Raw genomic sequence first — 16,890 nt, 5'->3', positions numbered from 1 at the left:
ATGAATGCAAAAAGCGTATCATTCCTTAACTCCTGAAGCGAAATAGCTCTTTTTGATATTCATATAGAAACCCCAACATACCCTTATGTTTTGATTTCAGGAATACTAATCCGTTTGAGCGTTTCCAACTATGTTGAAACCAGTGTGTTACATATCTATCTGGGTGTGGAGTGTAATTTATTTTTTCGCCACTATAATCATAAAAATAATGTTTATCAAAAACCCCAACATTTTCCACAATCGACTCACTTTTAAGAATATGGGTCATAATATCAGGCCCCATATAGAGCTCTGACTTCATGATTTCATTCTCGTAGAAATGGATCAACCGTGCTAATGTAGAAGAATCCTGCTTGGCGTAAATTATTGCCGTACCAATTCTATCACCCTCTTCATAACCAACCCCAAAATTATAGCCATGGAAAATACCAAACGGATTTTTATTTATTGTAACATCCGTATCCATATATAGACCGCCCTCTTCAGCAAGAATTTTCAAGCGAAGATAATCAGTCACAAAAGCATAGAGTCCCTTTTCATAGCATCGCCTTGAAAATTCACACCCAGCTATCCAATCTTTTATTTTAGGGTCGCAATCTAACCATATTTTATATTCATACCCCTGCTTACTCCAATCATCAATACATACATGTGCAAGTGGTGGCAAGCGGTCACCCAACCATATTGCATGTATTTTATCACAACCTATTCCTGTATTATTTTTTGAAGCTTTCATGTTATCCCTTCTGATTTTTATATTTTTTATTCCAAAAATACATTCTTACAAAGCGATAAAACCTATATATCTCTCGAGATGCCTTAAAAAGTAGCGGCACCTTAGCCAAGGCCACCTTGTTTTGAATTCCACTCTCCATATCACCAGGGCTATATATTGCATATGGCAGCACACCGACTGACTGGACTTTGTGTCGATATGACTCACCAATAAAGTTATCTACTGAACATAGCCATCTGCTACTGCAACCAACCAGCTTTCTGGCTCCATTAGGATTAATACTATATCCCGTCGTCCACCTAACATTGTTATGCCAGAGCATTGTTTGTATTCCATGCTCATATTCCAGTGCCGTCGCGTCACCGATCTGCGGCTCCAGCTTCAAATACTCATATTTTTCATGTAGTTTAGGTAGGGCTTCGAATATATCACAGAAATATCTTGTCGGTAGAAAATCATCCTCAAGGACAATTATCGGCTCATTTAGCTCTATGCATTTCTCCCATAGTAAATAATGACTTGCATAGCAGCCTTTCTCACCGGGAGTCAGTGGACGACTTCTTAATAATTTTCGGTGCATATCATCCGGACACCCTTGTAATCTTTCGGGCAGTCCAGCAAAACCATTTATTGCATCAAAAAATTCAAACTCAACAGCAAGTTCTGCCAAAACTCGCTTAACTCGCTCACGGCGAGACTCAGCATTTTTTAAGCTGACAATAAAAATTTTCATATATTATATTCGTCCAATTTATTTCGGCGAGATTGATATTCAAGAAAGTCACTATATAATGCAAATGAATACACTGTTCCCATAAAGGTGTTGAAAACCCATTGACCTGAACGCATATATAAGAACGATTCAAAATTGTTAATTATTAGCCAATAGATCAAGAAACTAATGGCAATACCTTTTATTAAGGTAGGAGCATTACTCCTCACAGCCTTGTATACAGGATAGAACATCAGTACATAGGTGAATACGAGCCCCATTGCACCATAAGAAACTGCAGTTTCAAAATTTGAATTATGTAGATGTCTAAATTCCGCCTTAATATAGTCAGGCAAAACATTTGACTGAGTAATCACTAAAGAACGGCTGCCATCACCAGTACCAAAAATAGGATGAGAATAAAACCAATTAATCGCCTCCAGCCATGTCTGTAGCCTGACACCGATACTTATATCTTTCACCTCTCGCCAGTTCCCTGATAACATGTTATGTAAATCACCTGGATGTGAAAAGCCAGCATAAATACGATTATTAACAAAATCAACATGATATATGAGAATTCCGATGACGAATAATATACCATAGAGCATGATAATCTTTCTGAGTGAAACCCTGCCTCTAAAATAAGCATATAACAATGGTATCACAAATATAGATATGAACACTGCCAGCCAAGATTGTCTTGACTGTAACATCATCAACAATGCCCCTAAAAGAACCAAAAACAAACATGATATTGAAACAACAATACATTTATTATTTATTTTCTGTGGCACAACAGCATATATAAACCAAAGTGTACAGATGAAAGCTGCGCCTATTATCAAGGAACCATGCTGCGCATTTCTATAGCCAAAGTCTACTCGACTACCGTGCATTCCAATTATAAATTGTTCAAAAAAATCAGAATAATAAAACAACGTAAAAACACTACCAACAGAAAATGCAAGTAGTGTCACGATAGATCTCTTAAGTGACCCCTTTAGCCAAAAAGCCACGACAAGAAACACCATTAAATAAGAAAACGGTTTGAGATTAGGAGTCGGCTGTGCGAGTTCAGGTATAGTTCTAGTTGACATAAACCAGCTTACGAACTGAATTACTCCTCCAATTACTAGCAACCAAAACACTACATTTCTGGAAAAAAAATCCCGATAAACTGCTATTGCTCCCAAACCACCAATAATCATAACGGTTTGAAAGAAATCGCCAACAACCTGAAATGAATCTTTGAACATCACGTAGCATATAATGGAGATAAACATTAATGATGAGCAATGCTCACTCTCCAAGTATCGCTTTATAGAGTCTGTCATACCTATTAATTACCTTGAGTATGGCAGGAAGCTATCAGTTCACTTCCTGAACACATAATTCCCACGAATTTTTCGCCACAGCCCGAATACATCAGTGCGGGGGAAGATGGCGATCCGGCGGATCTGGTAGGGGTCCTGGTGCATCGCTTTGGGGCCGCTATTGGTAGCAACGGCAAAACGATACCCGGCAGCGATAGCCTGCTCCTTGGCACTCTCGTTCATATCTCCGTAAGGGTAGGCAAACGAGAGCAACGGATGGCCAAGCAGGGCCTCCAGTTGGCGTTTATTCTCCTGAATTTCATGGGCTTGTTGTTCGGGTGTGAGCTTGCTCAAGCGGGGATGGGTCAGGGTATGACCACCAATTTCCACATGACCGCTGGCGGCCAACGCCTTGACCTGCTCACCACTCATCAATGAGACCTTGGTGTCCGGATTGGTCGGATGCTCCACATCCCAACGGTTATAGCCTTCACCGGTGACCACGTACACCACAGCTTTATAACCATATTTTTCCAGCAGCGGCAGCATGCGGGTCAGGTTGTCCTGATAGCCGTCATCGGCGGTGATCATCAGGTACTTCTTGCCGTATTGCAGACGGTGGATAAAGCCTTTGTCCGCCAAATCGCGGAAAGTCAGGGTTTCGTAGCCGAGCCACTTCATCAGTCGCAGATGCTTCTCGAACATGGTGATCGGCATCCAGGTGCCATGCACCCCTTTCTCGCTATCCTGTTCGATAAAGCGGTGGTACATGATGACGGGCATCTCGCGGCGCAGGGTTTCGACTACGGCATCCTGATAGATGGTTTCGAGGCCGGATACTACCCCCTGCAAGCCATACTCATCTTGAATGCGTTGCCGAATGGCTTCCGGCACCGTCTTGCTGGTCAAAGCGGTCTCGATTTCTCCCTTAAGGGCAGCAAAATCGATAGCCAGATCCTTGGGGCCGATATCGCCAAAATTGCTGGCCAGCGCCTCGTCCAGATTTCGTTCCGTCACCAGCCCGATGGCCTTGGCCTCGCCGATGGCAAACGCCGGACGACCGCACAACAGGGCTTCCATCGCCACCCGACCGGCACCGATCACCAGATCGCAACTCGCCAGCAGAGCGGGCACATCATCGACATAACCAACAAACTCGGCGCGTCCTTCGAAACGGGCAAAGCGCTCCGGAACCTTGGTACCGCTGACAATCCGCACCCGACAGGTATCCAGGTCGAGCACTTCATCGAGCAGACGGTAGCAAAGCTCCCCTTTGGGGCCACTCAAACGGCCAATGATGGCGATCACCGGCTTGTCATTATCCGGCACCGGCACGGGCTGGAACTTGTCGGTCTCGATACCGTTGCGCAGCACCTGCACTATCGCGGGATCGACCCCCAGATTGTCGACAATCTGATGGGCAATATCCTCACAAACGGCAACCGCCCGATAGCCGAGTGCATGGAAGGCCTTGCGCGAAGCGTGCACCGGCTGGCGACCATGAACCGTGGTGATCATCGGGGTGCCAGTCAGCTTGCAGGCCACATAACTGCTCCAGCCGGAGGCGCGGGAGTGAGCATGCACCAACTGGATATGGTGCTTCTTGATGAGATAGATAAGGTAGAAGACGTGCCAGAAGCGGCACAGAATGCTGCGCTTGTTGAATCTCAGCTTGAAGATGGGGCCAAGGGTCGGCTTGGTCAGGGTATCTGACACATAAAAGACGTTGTGACCACGCCGGGTCAGTTCGTTACCGACCGTGGTGGCATAGACCTCAGCTCCCGTTACCTCGAGCTGGGAGAGTGCCATCAATATATTCATCGCGCGGTTACCCGGTAGATAAGAGAGGAACGGCAAGCAGCCACAGAGACCAGAAACCGGAAGCAGGCGAGTGCCCACTTCCGGTTTTGCGCTCAAACTGCCGCGTTGTGCTCACCTGTTAGCGGTTGAGCCAAGCCATGTAATCCGCTACCCCTTCGGCAACGGTTTTAAACTCGGCGTCATAACCCACGCTGCGCAGCTTGGTCATGTCAGCCTGGGTGAAGCTCTGGTAGCGACCCTTGAGGTGATCCGGGAAGGGGATGTATTCGATAGAACCCTTCTGATGATGCTTGATCACCGCTTCAGCCACGTTCTGGAATGGCTCGGCACGGCCGGTACCGCAGTTGAAGATGCCGGAGTGCTGCGGGTTCTGCCAGAACCAGAGGTTTACCTTGCAGACGTCGTCGATATAGATGAAGTCACGCATCTGACCACCGTTCGGGAAGCCATCGCAACCTTCGAACAGCTTGGGATTCTCGCCCTTCTTCACCTGGGTATTGAGATGGAAGGCAACGGAGGCCATGGAGCCCTTGTGCTGCTCGCGCGGACCGTAGACGTTGAAGTACTTGAGGCCAACAACCTGAGAGTTGATCTCCGGCATCCAGCGGCGCACGTACTGGTCAAACAGCTGCTTGGAGTAGCCATAGACGTTGAGCGGCTGTTCGAACTTGGGATCTTCGATGAAGTTGTCGTTGCGGCCACCGTAGGTCGCGGCAGAAGAGGCGTAAATGAATGGAATTTCACGCTCGATGCAGTAGTGGAACAGATCCTTGGAGTACTCGTAGTTGACCTCCATGATGAACTTGCCGTTCCATTCGGTAGTCGCAGAGCAGGCGCCTTCGTGGAAGATCACCTCGATGCCGTTGTCCCACTCTTCAAACTCGTCACCGGAGACGATGCGAGCCTGAAACTCGTCTTTGTCCATGTAGTCAGCGATGGTCAGATCGACCAGGTTGACGAACTTGGTGCCGTCGGTCAGGTCATCAATGACCACGATATCGGTCCGTCCTTGAGCGTTCAGCTGCTTGACCAGATTGCTGCCGATAAAGCCAGCACCGCCAGTTACTACGATCATGGAGTTTGCCTCTCGTACGTTGATGGCTACATGTGACTGCTTGTTAAAGCTGTGTATAGTGAGCCAATTTGAAATTGCCGAAAAGTTTATCACGGGCAGTCCGGGGATTCGACCTTGTTCAAAACTGCCCCGAGCGGAACCTGTTGGAGGAATGAGTGATGAAAACCAGAGACAGGATCATTCACAGCGCGACCGAGCTGTTCAACGATCAGGGTGAACGCAACATCACCACCAACCATATTGCGGCGCACATGGGTATCAGCCCGGGCAACCTCTACTACCACTTCCGCAATAAAGAAGACATCATCCACTCCATCTTCGACCAGTATGCCCGCCACCTGAGCGAGAGCTTCGTCCCGACCCGCAACCGTGAAATTACCCTGCAGGATCTGATGGGCTATCTGGATGCCATCTTCTATCTGATGTGGCAGTTCCGCTTCTTCTACGCCAATCTGCCGGACATCCTGAGCCGTGACGAGCCGCTGCAACAGAAGTACCTCAAGGCCCAGGAGCAGATGCGATCCTCCGTGGTCGCGCTGCTCCGGAGCCTGCGCGAAGGCGGCATTATCGATGTCAGTGATGAAGACCTGCCGGATCTGGGACAGACCATCAAGATGGTGGTGACCTGCTGGATCCCGTTCCAGATTGCCCAGGCCCCCAACACCCGCATCACCAAACCGCTGCTCTATCAGGGCGTGTTGAAGGTGCTGTTCCTGCTGCGCCCCTATGTGCAACCCCAGGTGGCCGGACAGATCCAGCAGTTGGAGCAGCACTACCGCCAGCTGGCCCAACCAGCTGGGTGAGATCTGTTTCACATTTGTTGAATATCAGCACAATCATTTGAATTTACCGCAACAGATTGCAGTAAAATGTCGCCCTCTGTTGATATGCAGCTGAAATAGCCACTAAGGATCGAGGATGTCTAACGGATTCTATCGTCACCTGACCGAGCAACTGAATCAGGTGCAAGCTGAAGGGTTGTACAAGCAGGAGCGCATCATCACCTCCGCCCAGCAGGCCAGCATCGCCGTCGGCGGTGAGCAGGTACTGAACTTCTGTGCCAACAACTATCTGGGGCTGGCCAACCACCCGGATCTGATTGCCGCCGCCCATCAGGGGCTCGACAGCCACGGCTTCGGCATGGCTTCTGTGCGCTTCATCTGCGGCACCCAGGATCAGCACAAAGCGCTGGAGCAGAAGATGTCTGCCTTCCTCGGCACCGAGGACACCATCCTCTACTCCTCCTGCTTCGATGCCAACGGCGGCCTGTTCGAGACCCTTTTCGGCGCCGAAGATGCCATCATCTCCGATGCCCTCAACCACGCCTCCATCATCGACGGCGTGCGGCTGTGCAAGGCCAAGCGCTATCGCTACGCCAACAACGACATGGCCGAGCTGGAAGCCCAGCTCAAGCAGGCTGACGCCGATGGCGCCCGCTTCAAGCTGATCGCCACCGACGGCGTCTTCTCCATGGATGGGGTCATCGCCGACCTCAAATCCATCTGCGATCTGGCCGACAAATACGATGCGCTGGTGATGGTGGATGATTCCCACGCCGTCGGCTTTATCGGCGAAAATGGTCGCGGCACCCACGAATACTGTGGTGTGATGGATCGGGTCGACATCATCACCGGCACCCTGGGCAAGGCGCTCGGCGGCGCATCCGGCGGCTATACCTCCGGCAAGAAAGAGGTGATCGACTGGCTGCGTCAGCGCTCCCGCCCGTACCTCTTCTCCAACTCGCTGGCCCCCTCCATCGTTGCCGCCACCATCAAGGTGATCGACATGCTGGCGGAAGGTCACGACCTGCGAGCACGTCTGAAAGAGAACAGCCGTTACTTCCGCGAGCGGATGAGCGCCGCTGGCTTCACTCTGGCAGGCGCCGACCACGCCATCATTCCGGTGATGCTGGGGGATGCCAAACTCGCCTCCGAAATGGCGAGCCGCATGCTGGCAGCCGGCATCTATGTGGTGGGCTTCTCCTTCCCGGTCGTGCCCAAGGGCCAGGCGCGCATTCGCACCCAGATGTCTGCCGCTCACACCCGCGAGCAGCTGGACAAGGCGATCGACGCCTTTATCCGCATCGGCCGTGAACTCGGCGTTATCTGATTTGAATCAAGGGGCAGCAGCCCCTTTTTTCTGCATTCATATTGAAGGAACAGCCATGAAAGCACTCTCCAAACTGCACAAAGAGGTCGGCATCTGGATGACGGATGTGCCAGCCCCCGAGCTCGGCCACAACGACCTGCTGATCAAGATCCGCAAAACCGCCATCTGCGGCACCGATATCCATATCTACAACTGGGATGAGTGGTCCCAGAAGACCATTCCGGTACCCATGGTGGTCGGCCACGAATATGTCGGGGAAGTGGTCGCCATCGGTCAGGAGGTGCGCGGCTTCGCCATCGGCGATCGGGTCTCCGGGGAAGGGCACATCACCTGCGGTCACTGCCGTAACTGCCGCGCTGGCCGCACTCACCTCTGTCGCAACACCATTGGCGTTGGCGTCAACCGCCCGGGTGCCTTTGCCGAGTATCTGGTGATCCCCGCATTCAACGCCTTCAAGCTGCCGGACAACATCCCGGACGAGCTGGCCGCCATCTTCGACCCGTTCGGCAATGCGGTGCACACCGCCCTCTCCTTCGATCTGGTGGGTGAAGATGTACTCATCACCGGGGCAGGCCCCATCGGCATCATGGCAGCCGCCGTCTGCCGCCATGTGGGTGCGCGCCACGTGGTGATCACCGATGTCAACGAATATCGACTGGAGCTGGCCCGCAAGATGGGCGCCACCCGCGCGGTCAACGTGGCCAAGGAGAAGCTGGCCGACGTGATGAGCGAGCTGGGCATGACCGAAGGCTTCGACGTGGGACTGGAGATGTCCGGCGTCCCGAGCGCCTTCCAGGAGATGCTCGACAAGATGAACCACGGTGGCAAGATCGCCATGCTCGGCATCCCGCCCTCCACCATGGCCATCGACTGGAACAAGGTGATCTTCAAGGGGCTGTTTATCAAAGGGATCTATGGCCGCGAGATGTTCGAGACCTGGTACAAAATGGCCAGCCTGATCCAGTCCGGGCTGGATCTCTCCCCCATCATCACCCACAGATTCCACATCGACGAATTCCAGCAGGGGTTCGATGCAATGCGCTCCGGCCACTCCGGCAAGGTGATCCTGAGCTGGGACAAATAACCCATTTCACCCCTTGGGTACCCGAAACCCGGCGATGCCCGGGTTTCTTTTTATCTCCACCACCCGAATTGCCGTGATATTGACCAAAACTTTGTACGCAGAGTGTTTAACACTTCACACACAAGCGTTTAAATGGCTGTAACTATTCGGTTATAATCCCGTCGTTTACATGGATAATAAAAGACTGCTGGGAGTATATGAGCGTGTTGAAAAAACTGAGCTATTTGCTGGCTGTCGGGATGACGGCCGCCAGCTTGTCTGGGGCAGTGCTTGCTGCCGATGAGATGTCACCGGAGGCCATTGCCGAGCGGATCAAACCAATCGGTCAGGTCTATACCGCCAAGGATCTGGAAGGTATTGCCGGCGCGAGTGCTGCACCGACTGCGGCCGCCTCTTCCGGTCCCCGCGATGGCGAAACGGTATACAAGGGCGCCTGCTTTGCCTGTCACGACACCGGCGCCGCTGGTGCCCCCAAACGGGGTGACAAGGCCGCCTGGGATCCTCGCATCGCCCAGGGCATTGATACTCTCAAGAAACATGCCATTGAAGGCTTTACCGGCAAGTCCGGCATGATGCCTCCGCGCGGCACCTGTGCGAACTGTAGTGATGAAGAGATTGAAAACGCCATCCACTACATGATCGACAAGCTGTAAGTATTTGAAAGGGCCGCAATTGCGGCCCTTTCAATCTATCGGCTTCCGACTACTCTTGTAAGGTAGACATATCGGGAGTTGCACATGTCGTCCCAATCCATCGAACCCCATTACTCAACTCCTCTGTTGGCGTTGGTCTCTGCCATTATGGACTTCCCGGCGCCACAAACCGCCACGTCTGACGATTACGATTCCCTGATCCAGCAGATTGACCAACTCTGCCCACTGCAACATTTCGGCATGCTGGGCCTTTCCGATACCGGTCTGAACTGGCTTTACGCCTACAAGGTCAGCGACATCTTCAAGCAACAGCTGGGCCGTGAGCAGTCCCGCATAACCGATCAGCTCACCCAGCTGGATGAGGCCGAAGGGTGGTGCGTCTTCCCCATCGAGCATGGCCAGATACAGTGGTTGCTGGCGCGTGGCACACCAGCCGACCTGCCGACCCTGCGTCTGCTGCTGGAGTGTCTGGCCAAACGGCTGACCGAAACCCAGGCGGGATCCCATCTCACCGAGCTCCCTTCACCGCTGATCCGCAAAGACCCGAACTGGAAAAAGAAAATCGAGAGCATCAGCCGCATCATGCGGCTCGCCAATACCCTGCCGGCCCAGGCACTCTTCTCCCAACTGGAAGCGGTACTGCGCCAGATGCTCACCATCGAGGACATGCTGCTGGTCAGGCTAACCAGTCAGAAGCTGGAAAAGATCTACCCCGCACATCCCCATCAGGGAGACGAGTTCATCAGCGGCTTGTGCCACAGCACCAGCAATATCGAGGTGAGCAGGGAGTCCCGCTACTGGCACAGCATGCCGCTGCGGCTGCAACAACAGTACTTCGCCCACTTCATCATCAGCACGGCTCAACCGCTGGAGACCGACGACAAGCTGTTTCTCGACTTTCTGCGTGGCCAGCTCACCCTGCTGCTGGAGCTGAGACGGATCCGCCAGCAGCTCAACGACATCAATACCGAAGACTCCATCAACCAGCGGCTGCAACAGCTGCGTCAGACCAACCTCAGGCTGCAAAAGCAGCTCAAGCAGCATCAGGAGCTGGAACGGCGGCTGCAATTCGATGCGCTTCACGACCCGCTGACCCAGCTGCCCAACCGCGCGCTGTTGATGAACCACCTCAACCACGCCATGACCCACTACAACCGCTACAAATCGCCGGGATTTGCGGTGATTTTTATCGATGTGGATCACTTCAAGCAAATCAATGACACCCTGGGCCACAGCGCAGGCGATCAGCTGCTCAAGGAGGTGAGCCGCCGCCTGCAGACCTGCATCCGGCAAAACGATCTGGTGGCCAGACTGGGGGGCGACGAATTTGTCATCTATCTGGACAGCAGCAAGAGCGACGATGACATCAGCCCGGTGCTCAACCGCATTATCAGCCGTCTCTCCTACCCGTTCCGGCTACTCGGCAACGAGTTGAGCATTACCGTCAGTCTGGGGGTATCGAGCGTTTCCGAGCAAACCTCAGATATCAGCCAGCTGCTCCATCAGGCCGATCTGGCCATGTATCAGGCCAAGCGCAATGGCCGCAGTCGCATCGTCAGCTACTCGGATGATTGCATCAACCAGAACTGGAATTCGCCGGAAGAGATGCTGGCCAGAGCCCTGCGGGAGGGGCGTATCGTCCCCTATTTCCAACCGGTGATCCGGCTGCAGGATAGCCGCCTGACCGGACTGGAGGTGATGGCGCGCTGGCTGACCGAGGAGGGGATTCTGAAGGATGCGTTCGACTTTATTCCGCTGGCGGAGCAGTGCGGCCTGATTCTGGAGCTGGATTACCAGATCCTCCGCCACACCTGCCAACAGCTGAAGAACTGGCTGCCAATCTCCGGGCAGGGCAAGTTCAAGATCGCCATCAATCTGTCGGGCAAGCATCTGGTCAACCATGACCACATCATGCGGCTGATGGGAATTATCGAAGAGGAGGGGGTCGCCCCCGGCTATCTGATTTTTGAATTCAACGAGCGGGAGCTGTCGCGGCAAGATTCCGATGCGCTGGCATCCCTGCACGAGCTACGCGCCAAGGGTATCCAGATCAGCCTCGATGATTTTGGGACCGGCTTCTCCTCCCTCAACGCTCTGTTCCACTTCCCGGTGGATTACATCAAGGTGGATGACAGCTTTACGCAGCGGATGCTGCAATCACCCAAAGATTTGGCGCTGATCCGCGCCATGCGGGATATCTGTCAGGATCTCGATTACACCCTGGTCGTCGAGGGGATCGAGAACCAGCAGCAGTTGCAGAAGCTGATTGATATCGGCTGCCGGATGGGGCAAGGGCGCTATATCTCTCCGCCCATGCCGGGAGCAGACATAGTACCGCTACTGACCCCGGCCAATCCTTAGGGTTAATCCTTCTTGAACAACGCCCGTAGGTTGGCAACACCGACCTGCCCCTTCTGCTGGCGCTCCTCGGCAGTCACCTTCTTCTGGTTTTCCCATTCAAGATCATCCTGTGGCAGCTCCAGCAGGAAGCGGCTTGGCTCCGGACGTACCGACTCGCCAAACTGGCGCCGCTCCTTGCAGAGGGTGAAAGTCAGTTCGGTCTGAGCCCGGGTGATCCCCACGTAGGCGAGACGCCGCTCCTCCTCCACATTGTCCTCGTCAATGCTGGTCTGGTGGGGCAGCAAGCCCTCCTCCATCCCCACCATGTAGACATAGGGGAACTCCAACCCCTTGGAGGCATGCAGCGTCATCAACTGCACCTGATCGGCGTCATCCTCCCCCTCGTTACGCTCCATCATGTCGCGCAGGGTGAGGCGAGTGACCACCTGTGCCAGCGTCATCGACTCCTCCAGCTCATCCCCTTCCAGCATCTCGGTGATCCAGCGATAGAGGGTGGAGACGTTCTGCATCCGCATCTCGGCCGCTTTCGGGCTGGGGGAGGTCTCGTAGAGCCACTCTTCGTAGTGGATCTCCTTGATCATGTCCCGCACCGCCTCCACCGGATTGCCACGCAGCGCCTGATCGCCAAGGCGAACCAGCCAGTTGGTAAATGCCTGCAGGGCCACGAGGCCACGGCCTGAGAGGTGCTGCTCCAACCCCAGCTCGAAGCTGGCGGCAAACAGGCTCTTTCCGCGTTGATTGGCATACTGCCCCAGTTTTTCAAGGGTAGTGGGGCCGATCTCGCGACGCGGCAGGTTGACCACCCTCAGGAAGGCGGTGTCCTCATCCGGATTCACCAGCAGCTTGAGGTAGGCCATGATGTCCTTGATCTCGGTGCGGGAGAAAAACGAGGTGCCGCCCGAGATGCGGTAAGGAATCCGGTTGGTCATCAGCGCCTTCTCGAAGATGCGCGACTGATGGTTGCCCCGATAGAGGATGGCGTAATCCTTGAACCGGGTGCGGTTCATAAACTTGTGTCCCATCATCTCGGCGGCTATCCGCTCCGCTTCGTGCTCCTCGTTCTTGGCGAACAGCACCTTGATCTTCACCCCCTCATCAAGCTCGGAGAAGAGCGCCTTGTCATAGACGTGCGGGTTGTTGGCGATCAGGATGTTGGCGCACTTGAGGATCCGCCGCTTGGAGCGGTAGTTCTGCTCCAGCTTGATCAGCTTGAGGCTGGGGAAATCTTCGCGCAGCAGCACCAGATTCTGCGGCTTGGCACCGCGCCAGGAGTAGATGGACTGGTCATCATCCCCTACCACGGTAAAACGAGCCCGCTCGCCGACGATCTGCTTCACCAGCTCATATTGGCTGGTGTTGGTGTCTTGGTACTCATCGACCAGCAGATAGCGGATCTTGTTCTGCCAGCGCTCACGCACCTCCTGATTGCTCTTGAGCAGCAGGGTCGGCATCACGATAAGGTCGTCAAAATCCAGCGCGTTATAGGCCACCATCTGGCGGTGATAGCGCTCATAGAGCTGAGCCATCAGCACCTCTTCGGGCCCGCGGGCGATACGCATGGCACGGGCAGGCAGAATAAGGTCATTCTTCCAGTTGGAGATTTGGCTGATAAGGGCCGAGAGCTTGTCCTTGTCGTTGTCGAGCTCGTCTTCAGTCAATTCTTTCAGCAGCGCCAGCTGGTCGGTGTCATCAAACAGGGAGAAGTTAGCCTTGAGATTCAGGCTCTTGTGCTCCCGACGAATGATATCGAGACCCAGTGTATGGAAGGTGGAGACCATCAGCCCCCGCGCCTCCTTGCGGCCCAAAGTCTGGCCGACCCGCTCCTTCATCTCCCGCGCAGCCTTGTTGGTAAAGGTGACCGCAGCGATGTTGCGCGCACTGTAGCCGCACTGCTGCACCAGATAGGCAATCTTGTTGGTGATGACGCGGGTCTTGCCCGATCCGGCACCCGCCAGCACCAGGCAAGGGCCGGAGACATACTTGACCGCTTCGTTCTGATTGGGGTTGAGCTTCATGGGCCGGATCTCTTGGCTTATGATGAGGGGCGGCATTGTACCAGAAATCACTCGATGAGCCGTACCTGCTGCACGGCAGGCAACCGCCAATCGGGCTTATCGCGCCTTGTGTTCGGGCGCTATTTTCAGGATCATGGCCGACCTTTCGAGATGATGACTTTTTCCAGATGATGAGGGGAGCATGAATCAGCAACAGCACGACCAACTGCGCAGCCAGTTTCCGGCCTTGGCGCAGGAGGTAAACGGCCACCCTCTGGTCTATCTGGACAACGCCGCCACCACCCAGAAGCCGCGCGCGGTACTGGATGCCATCGCTCACTACTATCGGGCCGACAACGCCAATGTGCACCGTGCCGCCCATGCTCTAAGTGGCCGCGCTACCCGCGCCTTCGAAGCTGCCCGCGAGACGGTCGCCCGCTTTATCAATACACCCCGCAGCCAAGAGGTGATCTGGACCCGCGGCACCACGGAGGCGATCAATCTGGTGGCCCAGAGCTGGGGGATGAGCGAGCTCAAAGCGGGGGACGAGATCATCCTCAGCACCCTGGAGCACCACGCCAATATCGTCCCGTGGCAACTGGTCGCCCAGCGTACCGGCGCGGTGATCCGGGTGATCCCCCTCAATGAGCGGGGCGATCTCGATCTGGCCGCCTATCACGCCATGCTGGGGCCACGTACCCGATTGGTGAGCGTGGCCCATGTTTCCAATGCCCTCGGCACCGTCAATCCGGTCACCCGGATAGTAGAGGCCGCCAAAACGGTTGGCGCCGTGACGCTGATCGACGGCGCCCAGGCGGTGGCTCATCTCGAGGTGGATGTGCAAGCCATCGGTTGCGACTTCTACGCCTTCTCCGGTCATAAACTCTATGGCCCGACCGGCATCGGCGTGTTATGGGGCCGCACCGAGCTGTTGGAACGGATGCCGCCCTGGCAAGCCGGTGGCGAGATGATCGATCGGGTCAGTTTCAGCGGCACCACCTTCAATACCCTGCCCTTCAAATTCGAGGCGGGCACCCCCCATATCGCTGGCGCTATCGGCCTCGCCGCCGCCATCGACTTTGTGATGGAGCAAGACCGGCAATGGCTCGCCAAGCATGAGCAAGCACTGACCGACTATCTGGTCGCTGGCCTGCAACAGGTGCCGGGGTTGCGTCTGGTCGGCGAGCCCGGCCAACGCGCCGGTGCTGTCTCTTTCTTGCTCGACGACATCCACCCGCAAGATGCTGCTACCCTGCTCGACATGCAGGGGATCGCCCTGCGAGTCGGCCATCACTGCGCCATGCCGCTGATGGAGTCGCTCGGGATCGGTGGCACCATGCGCGCCTCGCTGGCTTGCTACAACAATCGGGACGATGTCGACGCCCTGCTGGCCGCCCTGCACAAACTCAGTGACTTCTTCTAAGGCAGACAACCGAATGAGTGACCTCGCAAGCTATACCCAGATTGGCCTTGAGCCCAACGCCGACACCATCCGCCAGCAGTTTGCCGCCGCTCATGGCTGGGAGAACCAGTACCGGCTCATCATCCAGCTCGGCAAACAGCTGCCGGAGCTACCCGGCGAATGGCAGCAGGAGGCATTCCGTCTCAAGGGGTGTGAAAGCCAGGCCTGGCTGAAGGGAGAACAAAGCGAGAATGGCTGCTGGCACTTTGCCTGTGATTCCGATGCCCGGATCGTGCGGGGCCTCATCGTCATCGTGCTGGCGGCACTCAACCACCAATCGTCTGCGGCGATCCAGGCTTTTGATATGGAAGGGTATTTCACCGAACTGGGACTTGAGAAACACTTGAGCCCGTCACGAGGTAACGGGCTCAGAGCGATCGTGCTGGCGATCCGGGAGCAGGCAGTATAATCCGCCTTGTGCAGAGGTCGATTAGGCTTCGCCAATCGACCCTGCATTTTCATTCCCTTCCTCTTTCTCGGCGCGGGCCCCCCGCTCGGCAATCTTCTTCAATACCCGGGACGCGGCAACCAGCCCAAAGGTTGCCGTCACCGGCGTCACAGCGCCAAAGCCGGAGGCGCAATCCATCTTCATATTGCCGTCGCTGGCCGCCTTGGCCTGACAGGTACCGCCATTGCCATCCGGATAACTCAGCTGCTCGGTTGAGAAGACACACTCCACACCGAATTTGCGCGCCGGATTCTTGCTGAAGTTGTGCAACCGGCGCAGGTCGGAGCGCACCTTGGCCGCCAACGGGTCTTGAATAGTCTTGGCCAGATCGGCCACCTTGATTTGAGTCGGGTCCATCTGCCCGCCAGCACCACCCGCTACAATCACCGGGATCTTGTTGCGCTTGCAGAAGGCAATCAGCGCCACCTTGGCCTTGACCGAGTCGATGGCGTCCACCACATAGTCAAACTCCCGCTTGATATGCTCGGCCAGGTTATCAGCGGTGACGAAATCATCCACCTCGATCACCTCGCAATCCGGGTTGATGGCGCGAATACGCTCGGCCATCACCTCGGTCTTGAGGCGACCAACCGTCCCCTGCATAGCGTGGATCTGGCGATTGGTGTTGGTGATGCAGATATCGTCCATGTCGATCAGGGTGATCTGGTTGATACCGGCACGGGCCAGCGCTTCTGCCGCCCAGGAGCCCACGCCACCGATCCCCACCACACAGACCTTGGCCTGGCTAAAGGAACGCAGTGCGCTCTGACCATAAAGACGGGCAATGCCCCCGAATCGCTGTAGATACTCTGCTTTCATACCACCACCTTGCTTGAGGGCGGCCATTATAGCGACAACCACCGCCAGCGGCGATGCAGAACCGGAGAAAATAGGAGAGGAAAAACAGAGAAAACGGCAGGAAAGAGGGAGTAAAAGGTCAATTATCAGGCTATTTGCTGATTTTCAGGCAATAAAAAACCCCGCTCGATGAGCGGGGTTTCTTTTATTGGTGCCTGGCAGTGTCCTACTCTCGCATGGCGAATGCCACACTACCATCGGCGCTACCGCGTTTCACTTCTGAGTTCGGCATGGGATCAGGTGGTTCCACGGCGCTATGGC

At 54.8% G+C, this 16,890-nt stretch carries 14 protein-coding genes and 1 rRNA gene; 7 read left to right on the top strand and 8 right to left on the bottom strand.

Annotation, left to right across the window (positions count from 1 at the left end; genetic code table 11):
* Positions 1–25: 25 nt before the first annotated feature.
* The 5 genes from ACB042_RS14535 to rfaD all read right to left on the bottom strand — a co-directional run bounded on the left by ACB042_RS14535 (position 26) and on the right by rfaD (position 5,660).
* Positions 26–736, bottom strand: coding sequence for a glycosyltransferase family 32 protein (locus tag ACB042_RS14535; protein ID WP_371178621.1), 711 nt, complete (start codon positions 734–736; stop codon positions 26–28).
* 1 nt (position 737) lies between these two features.
* The gene (locus tag ACB042_RS14530) at positions 738–1,469 is read right to left on the bottom strand and encodes a glycosyltransferase family 25 protein (protein WP_371178620.1); all 732 of its coding nucleotides are present in this window, start codon (positions 1,467–1,469) and stop codon (positions 738–740) included.
* Positions 1,466–2,785 (bottom strand): O-antigen ligase family protein, encoded by a 1,320-nt coding sequence (locus ACB042_RS14525; RefSeq protein WP_371178619.1) that lies wholly within the window; start codon positions 2,783–2,785, stop codon positions 1,466–1,468. The genes ACB042_RS14530 and ACB042_RS14525 overlap by 4 nt, the downstream gene beginning before the upstream one ends.
* A gap of 39 nt (positions 2,786–2,824) precedes the next feature.
* Positions 2,825–4,585 carry a polysaccharide deacetylase family protein gene (locus ACB042_RS14520; protein WP_371178617.1) on the bottom strand — a complete coding sequence of 587 codons (1,761 nt, stop codon included), beginning with the start codon at positions 4,583–4,585 and terminating at the stop codon, positions 2,825–2,827.
* Between the two features lie 118 nt (positions 4,586–4,703).
* Positions 4,704–5,660 (bottom strand): ADP-glyceromanno-heptose 6-epimerase, encoded by a 957-nt coding sequence (rfaD, locus tag ACB042_RS14515; RefSeq protein ID WP_040069912.1) that lies wholly within the window; start codon positions 5,658–5,660, stop codon positions 4,704–4,706.
* A gap of 158 nt (positions 5,661–5,818) precedes the next feature.
* Here rfaD and ACB042_RS14510 point away from each other — a divergent pair, with 158 nt between their 5' ends.
* The 5 genes from ACB042_RS14510 (at position 5,819) to ACB042_RS14490 (ending at position 11,867) form a co-directional block, all read left to right on the top strand.
* Positions 5,819–6,463, top strand: coding sequence for a TetR/AcrR family transcriptional regulator (locus tag ACB042_RS14510; protein WP_005340848.1), 645 nt, complete (start codon positions 5,819–5,821; stop codon positions 6,461–6,463).
* A gap of 115 nt (positions 6,464–6,578) precedes the next feature.
* Complete coding sequence (locus tag ACB042_RS14505; protein ID WP_005342487.1) at positions 6,579–7,769, top strand: glycine C-acetyltransferase; 1,191 nt, start codon at positions 6,579–6,581, stop codon at positions 7,767–7,769.
* A gap of 55 nt (positions 7,770–7,824) precedes the next feature.
* Positions 7,825–8,853, top strand: a complete 1,029-nt coding sequence (gene tdh, locus ACB042_RS14500) for an L-threonine 3-dehydrogenase (protein ID WP_005340852.1) — start codon at positions 7,825–7,827, stop codon at positions 8,851–8,853.
* Positions 8,854–9,050: 197 nt separating this feature from the next.
* The gene (locus ACB042_RS14495) at positions 9,051–9,506 is read left to right on the top strand and encodes a cytochrome c5 family protein (protein WP_041234042.1); all 456 of its coding nucleotides are present in this window, start codon (positions 9,051–9,053) and stop codon (positions 9,504–9,506) included.
* An 84-nt stretch (positions 9,507–9,590) separates the two neighbouring features.
* On the top strand, positions 9,591–11,867 hold the full coding sequence (locus ACB042_RS14490; RefSeq protein ID WP_159157883.1) for a bifunctional diguanylate cyclase/phosphodiesterase: 2,277 nt from the start codon (positions 9,591–9,593) through the stop codon (positions 11,865–11,867).
* A 2-nt stretch (positions 11,868–11,869) separates the two neighbouring features.
* On the opposite strand, the gene rep is transcribed toward ACB042_RS14490, so the two are convergent.
* Positions 11,870–13,882: a DNA helicase Rep gene (gene rep / locus ACB042_RS14485; RefSeq protein ID WP_139410463.1), complete on the bottom strand. Its 2,013-nt coding sequence runs from the start codon at positions 13,880–13,882 to the stop codon at positions 11,870–11,872.
* 181 nt (positions 13,883–14,063) lie between these two features.
* On the opposite strand from rep, the gene ACB042_RS14480 reads away from it, so the two are divergent.
* Positions 14,064–15,284, top strand: coding sequence for an aminotransferase class V-fold PLP-dependent enzyme (locus ACB042_RS14480; RefSeq protein ID WP_144715755.1), 1,221 nt, complete (start codon positions 14,064–14,066; stop codon positions 15,282–15,284).
* 13 nt (positions 15,285–15,297) lie between these two features.
* Positions 15,298–15,732, top strand: a complete 435-nt coding sequence (locus tag ACB042_RS14475; RefSeq protein WP_186301923.1) for a SufE family protein — start codon at positions 15,298–15,300, stop codon at positions 15,730–15,732.
* Between the two features lie 21 nt (positions 15,733–15,753).
* Here ACB042_RS14475 and tcdA read toward each other — a convergent pair whose 3' ends face one another.
* Both tcdA and rrf read right to left on the bottom strand, forming a co-directional pair.
* On the bottom strand, positions 15,754–16,590 hold the full coding sequence (gene tcdA / locus ACB042_RS14470) for a tRNA cyclic N6-threonylcarbamoyladenosine(37) synthase TcdA (RefSeq protein ID WP_144715759.1): 837 nt from the start codon (positions 16,588–16,590) through the stop codon (positions 15,754–15,756).
* Positions 16,591–16,782: 192 nt separating this feature from the next.
* Positions 16,783–16,890: ribosomal RNA gene (gene rrf / locus ACB042_RS14465) — 5S ribosomal RNA — on the bottom strand; the annotation flags it as partial.

This window comes from Aeromonas sp. S13(2024), from assembly GCF_041402405.1.
GTDB lineage: Bacteria > Pseudomonadota > Gammaproteobacteria > Enterobacterales > Aeromonadaceae > Aeromonas > Aeromonas veronii.
The sequence above is the reverse complement of the archived record's forward strand: the minus strand, read 5'-3'. Positions and strand labels throughout refer to the sequence as shown.

Coding starts and splice junctions, on each gene's coding strand:
- ACB042_RS14535 (WP_371178621.1), bottom strand. CDS start 736: ATGAAAGCTTCAAAAAATAATACAGGAATAGGTTGTGATAAAATACAT.
- ACB042_RS14530 (WP_371178620.1), bottom strand. CDS start 1,469: ATGAAAATTTTTATTGTCAGCTTAAAAAATGCTGAGTCTCGCCGTGAG.
- ACB042_RS14525 (WP_371178619.1), bottom strand. CDS start 2,785: ATGACAGACTCTATAAAGCGATACTTGGAGAGTGAGCATTGCTCATCA.
- ACB042_RS14520 (WP_371178617.1), bottom strand. CDS start 4,585: ATGAATATATTGATGGCACTCTCCCAGCTCGAGGTAACGGGAGCTGAG.
- rfaD (WP_040069912.1), bottom strand. CDS start 5,660: ATGATCGTAGTAACTGGCGGTGCTGGCTTTATCGGCAGCAATCTGGTC.
- ACB042_RS14510 (WP_005340848.1), top strand. CDS start 5,819: ATGAAAACCAGAGACAGGATCATTCACAGCGCGACCGAGCTGTTCAAC.
- ACB042_RS14505 (WP_005342487.1), top strand. CDS start 6,579: ATGTCTAACGGATTCTATCGTCACCTGACCGAGCAACTGAATCAGGTG.
- tdh (WP_005340852.1), top strand. CDS start 7,825: ATGAAAGCACTCTCCAAACTGCACAAAGAGGTCGGCATCTGGATGACG.
- ACB042_RS14495 (WP_041234042.1), top strand. CDS start 9,051: ATGAGCGTGTTGAAAAAACTGAGCTATTTGCTGGCTGTCGGGATGACG.
- ACB042_RS14490 (WP_159157883.1), top strand. CDS start 9,591: ATGTCGTCCCAATCCATCGAACCCCATTACTCAACTCCTCTGTTGGCG.
- rep (WP_139410463.1), bottom strand. CDS start 13,882: ATGAAGCTCAACCCCAATCAGAACGAAGCGGTCAAGTATGTCTCCGGC.
- ACB042_RS14480 (WP_144715755.1), top strand. CDS start 14,064: ATGAATCAGCAACAGCACGACCAACTGCGCAGCCAGTTTCCGGCCTTG.
- ACB042_RS14475 (WP_186301923.1), top strand. CDS start 15,298: ATGAGTGACCTCGCAAGCTATACCCAGATTGGCCTTGAGCCCAACGCC.
- tcdA (WP_144715759.1), bottom strand. CDS start 16,590: ATGAAAGCAGAGTATCTACAGCGATTCGGGGGCATTGCCCGTCTTTAT.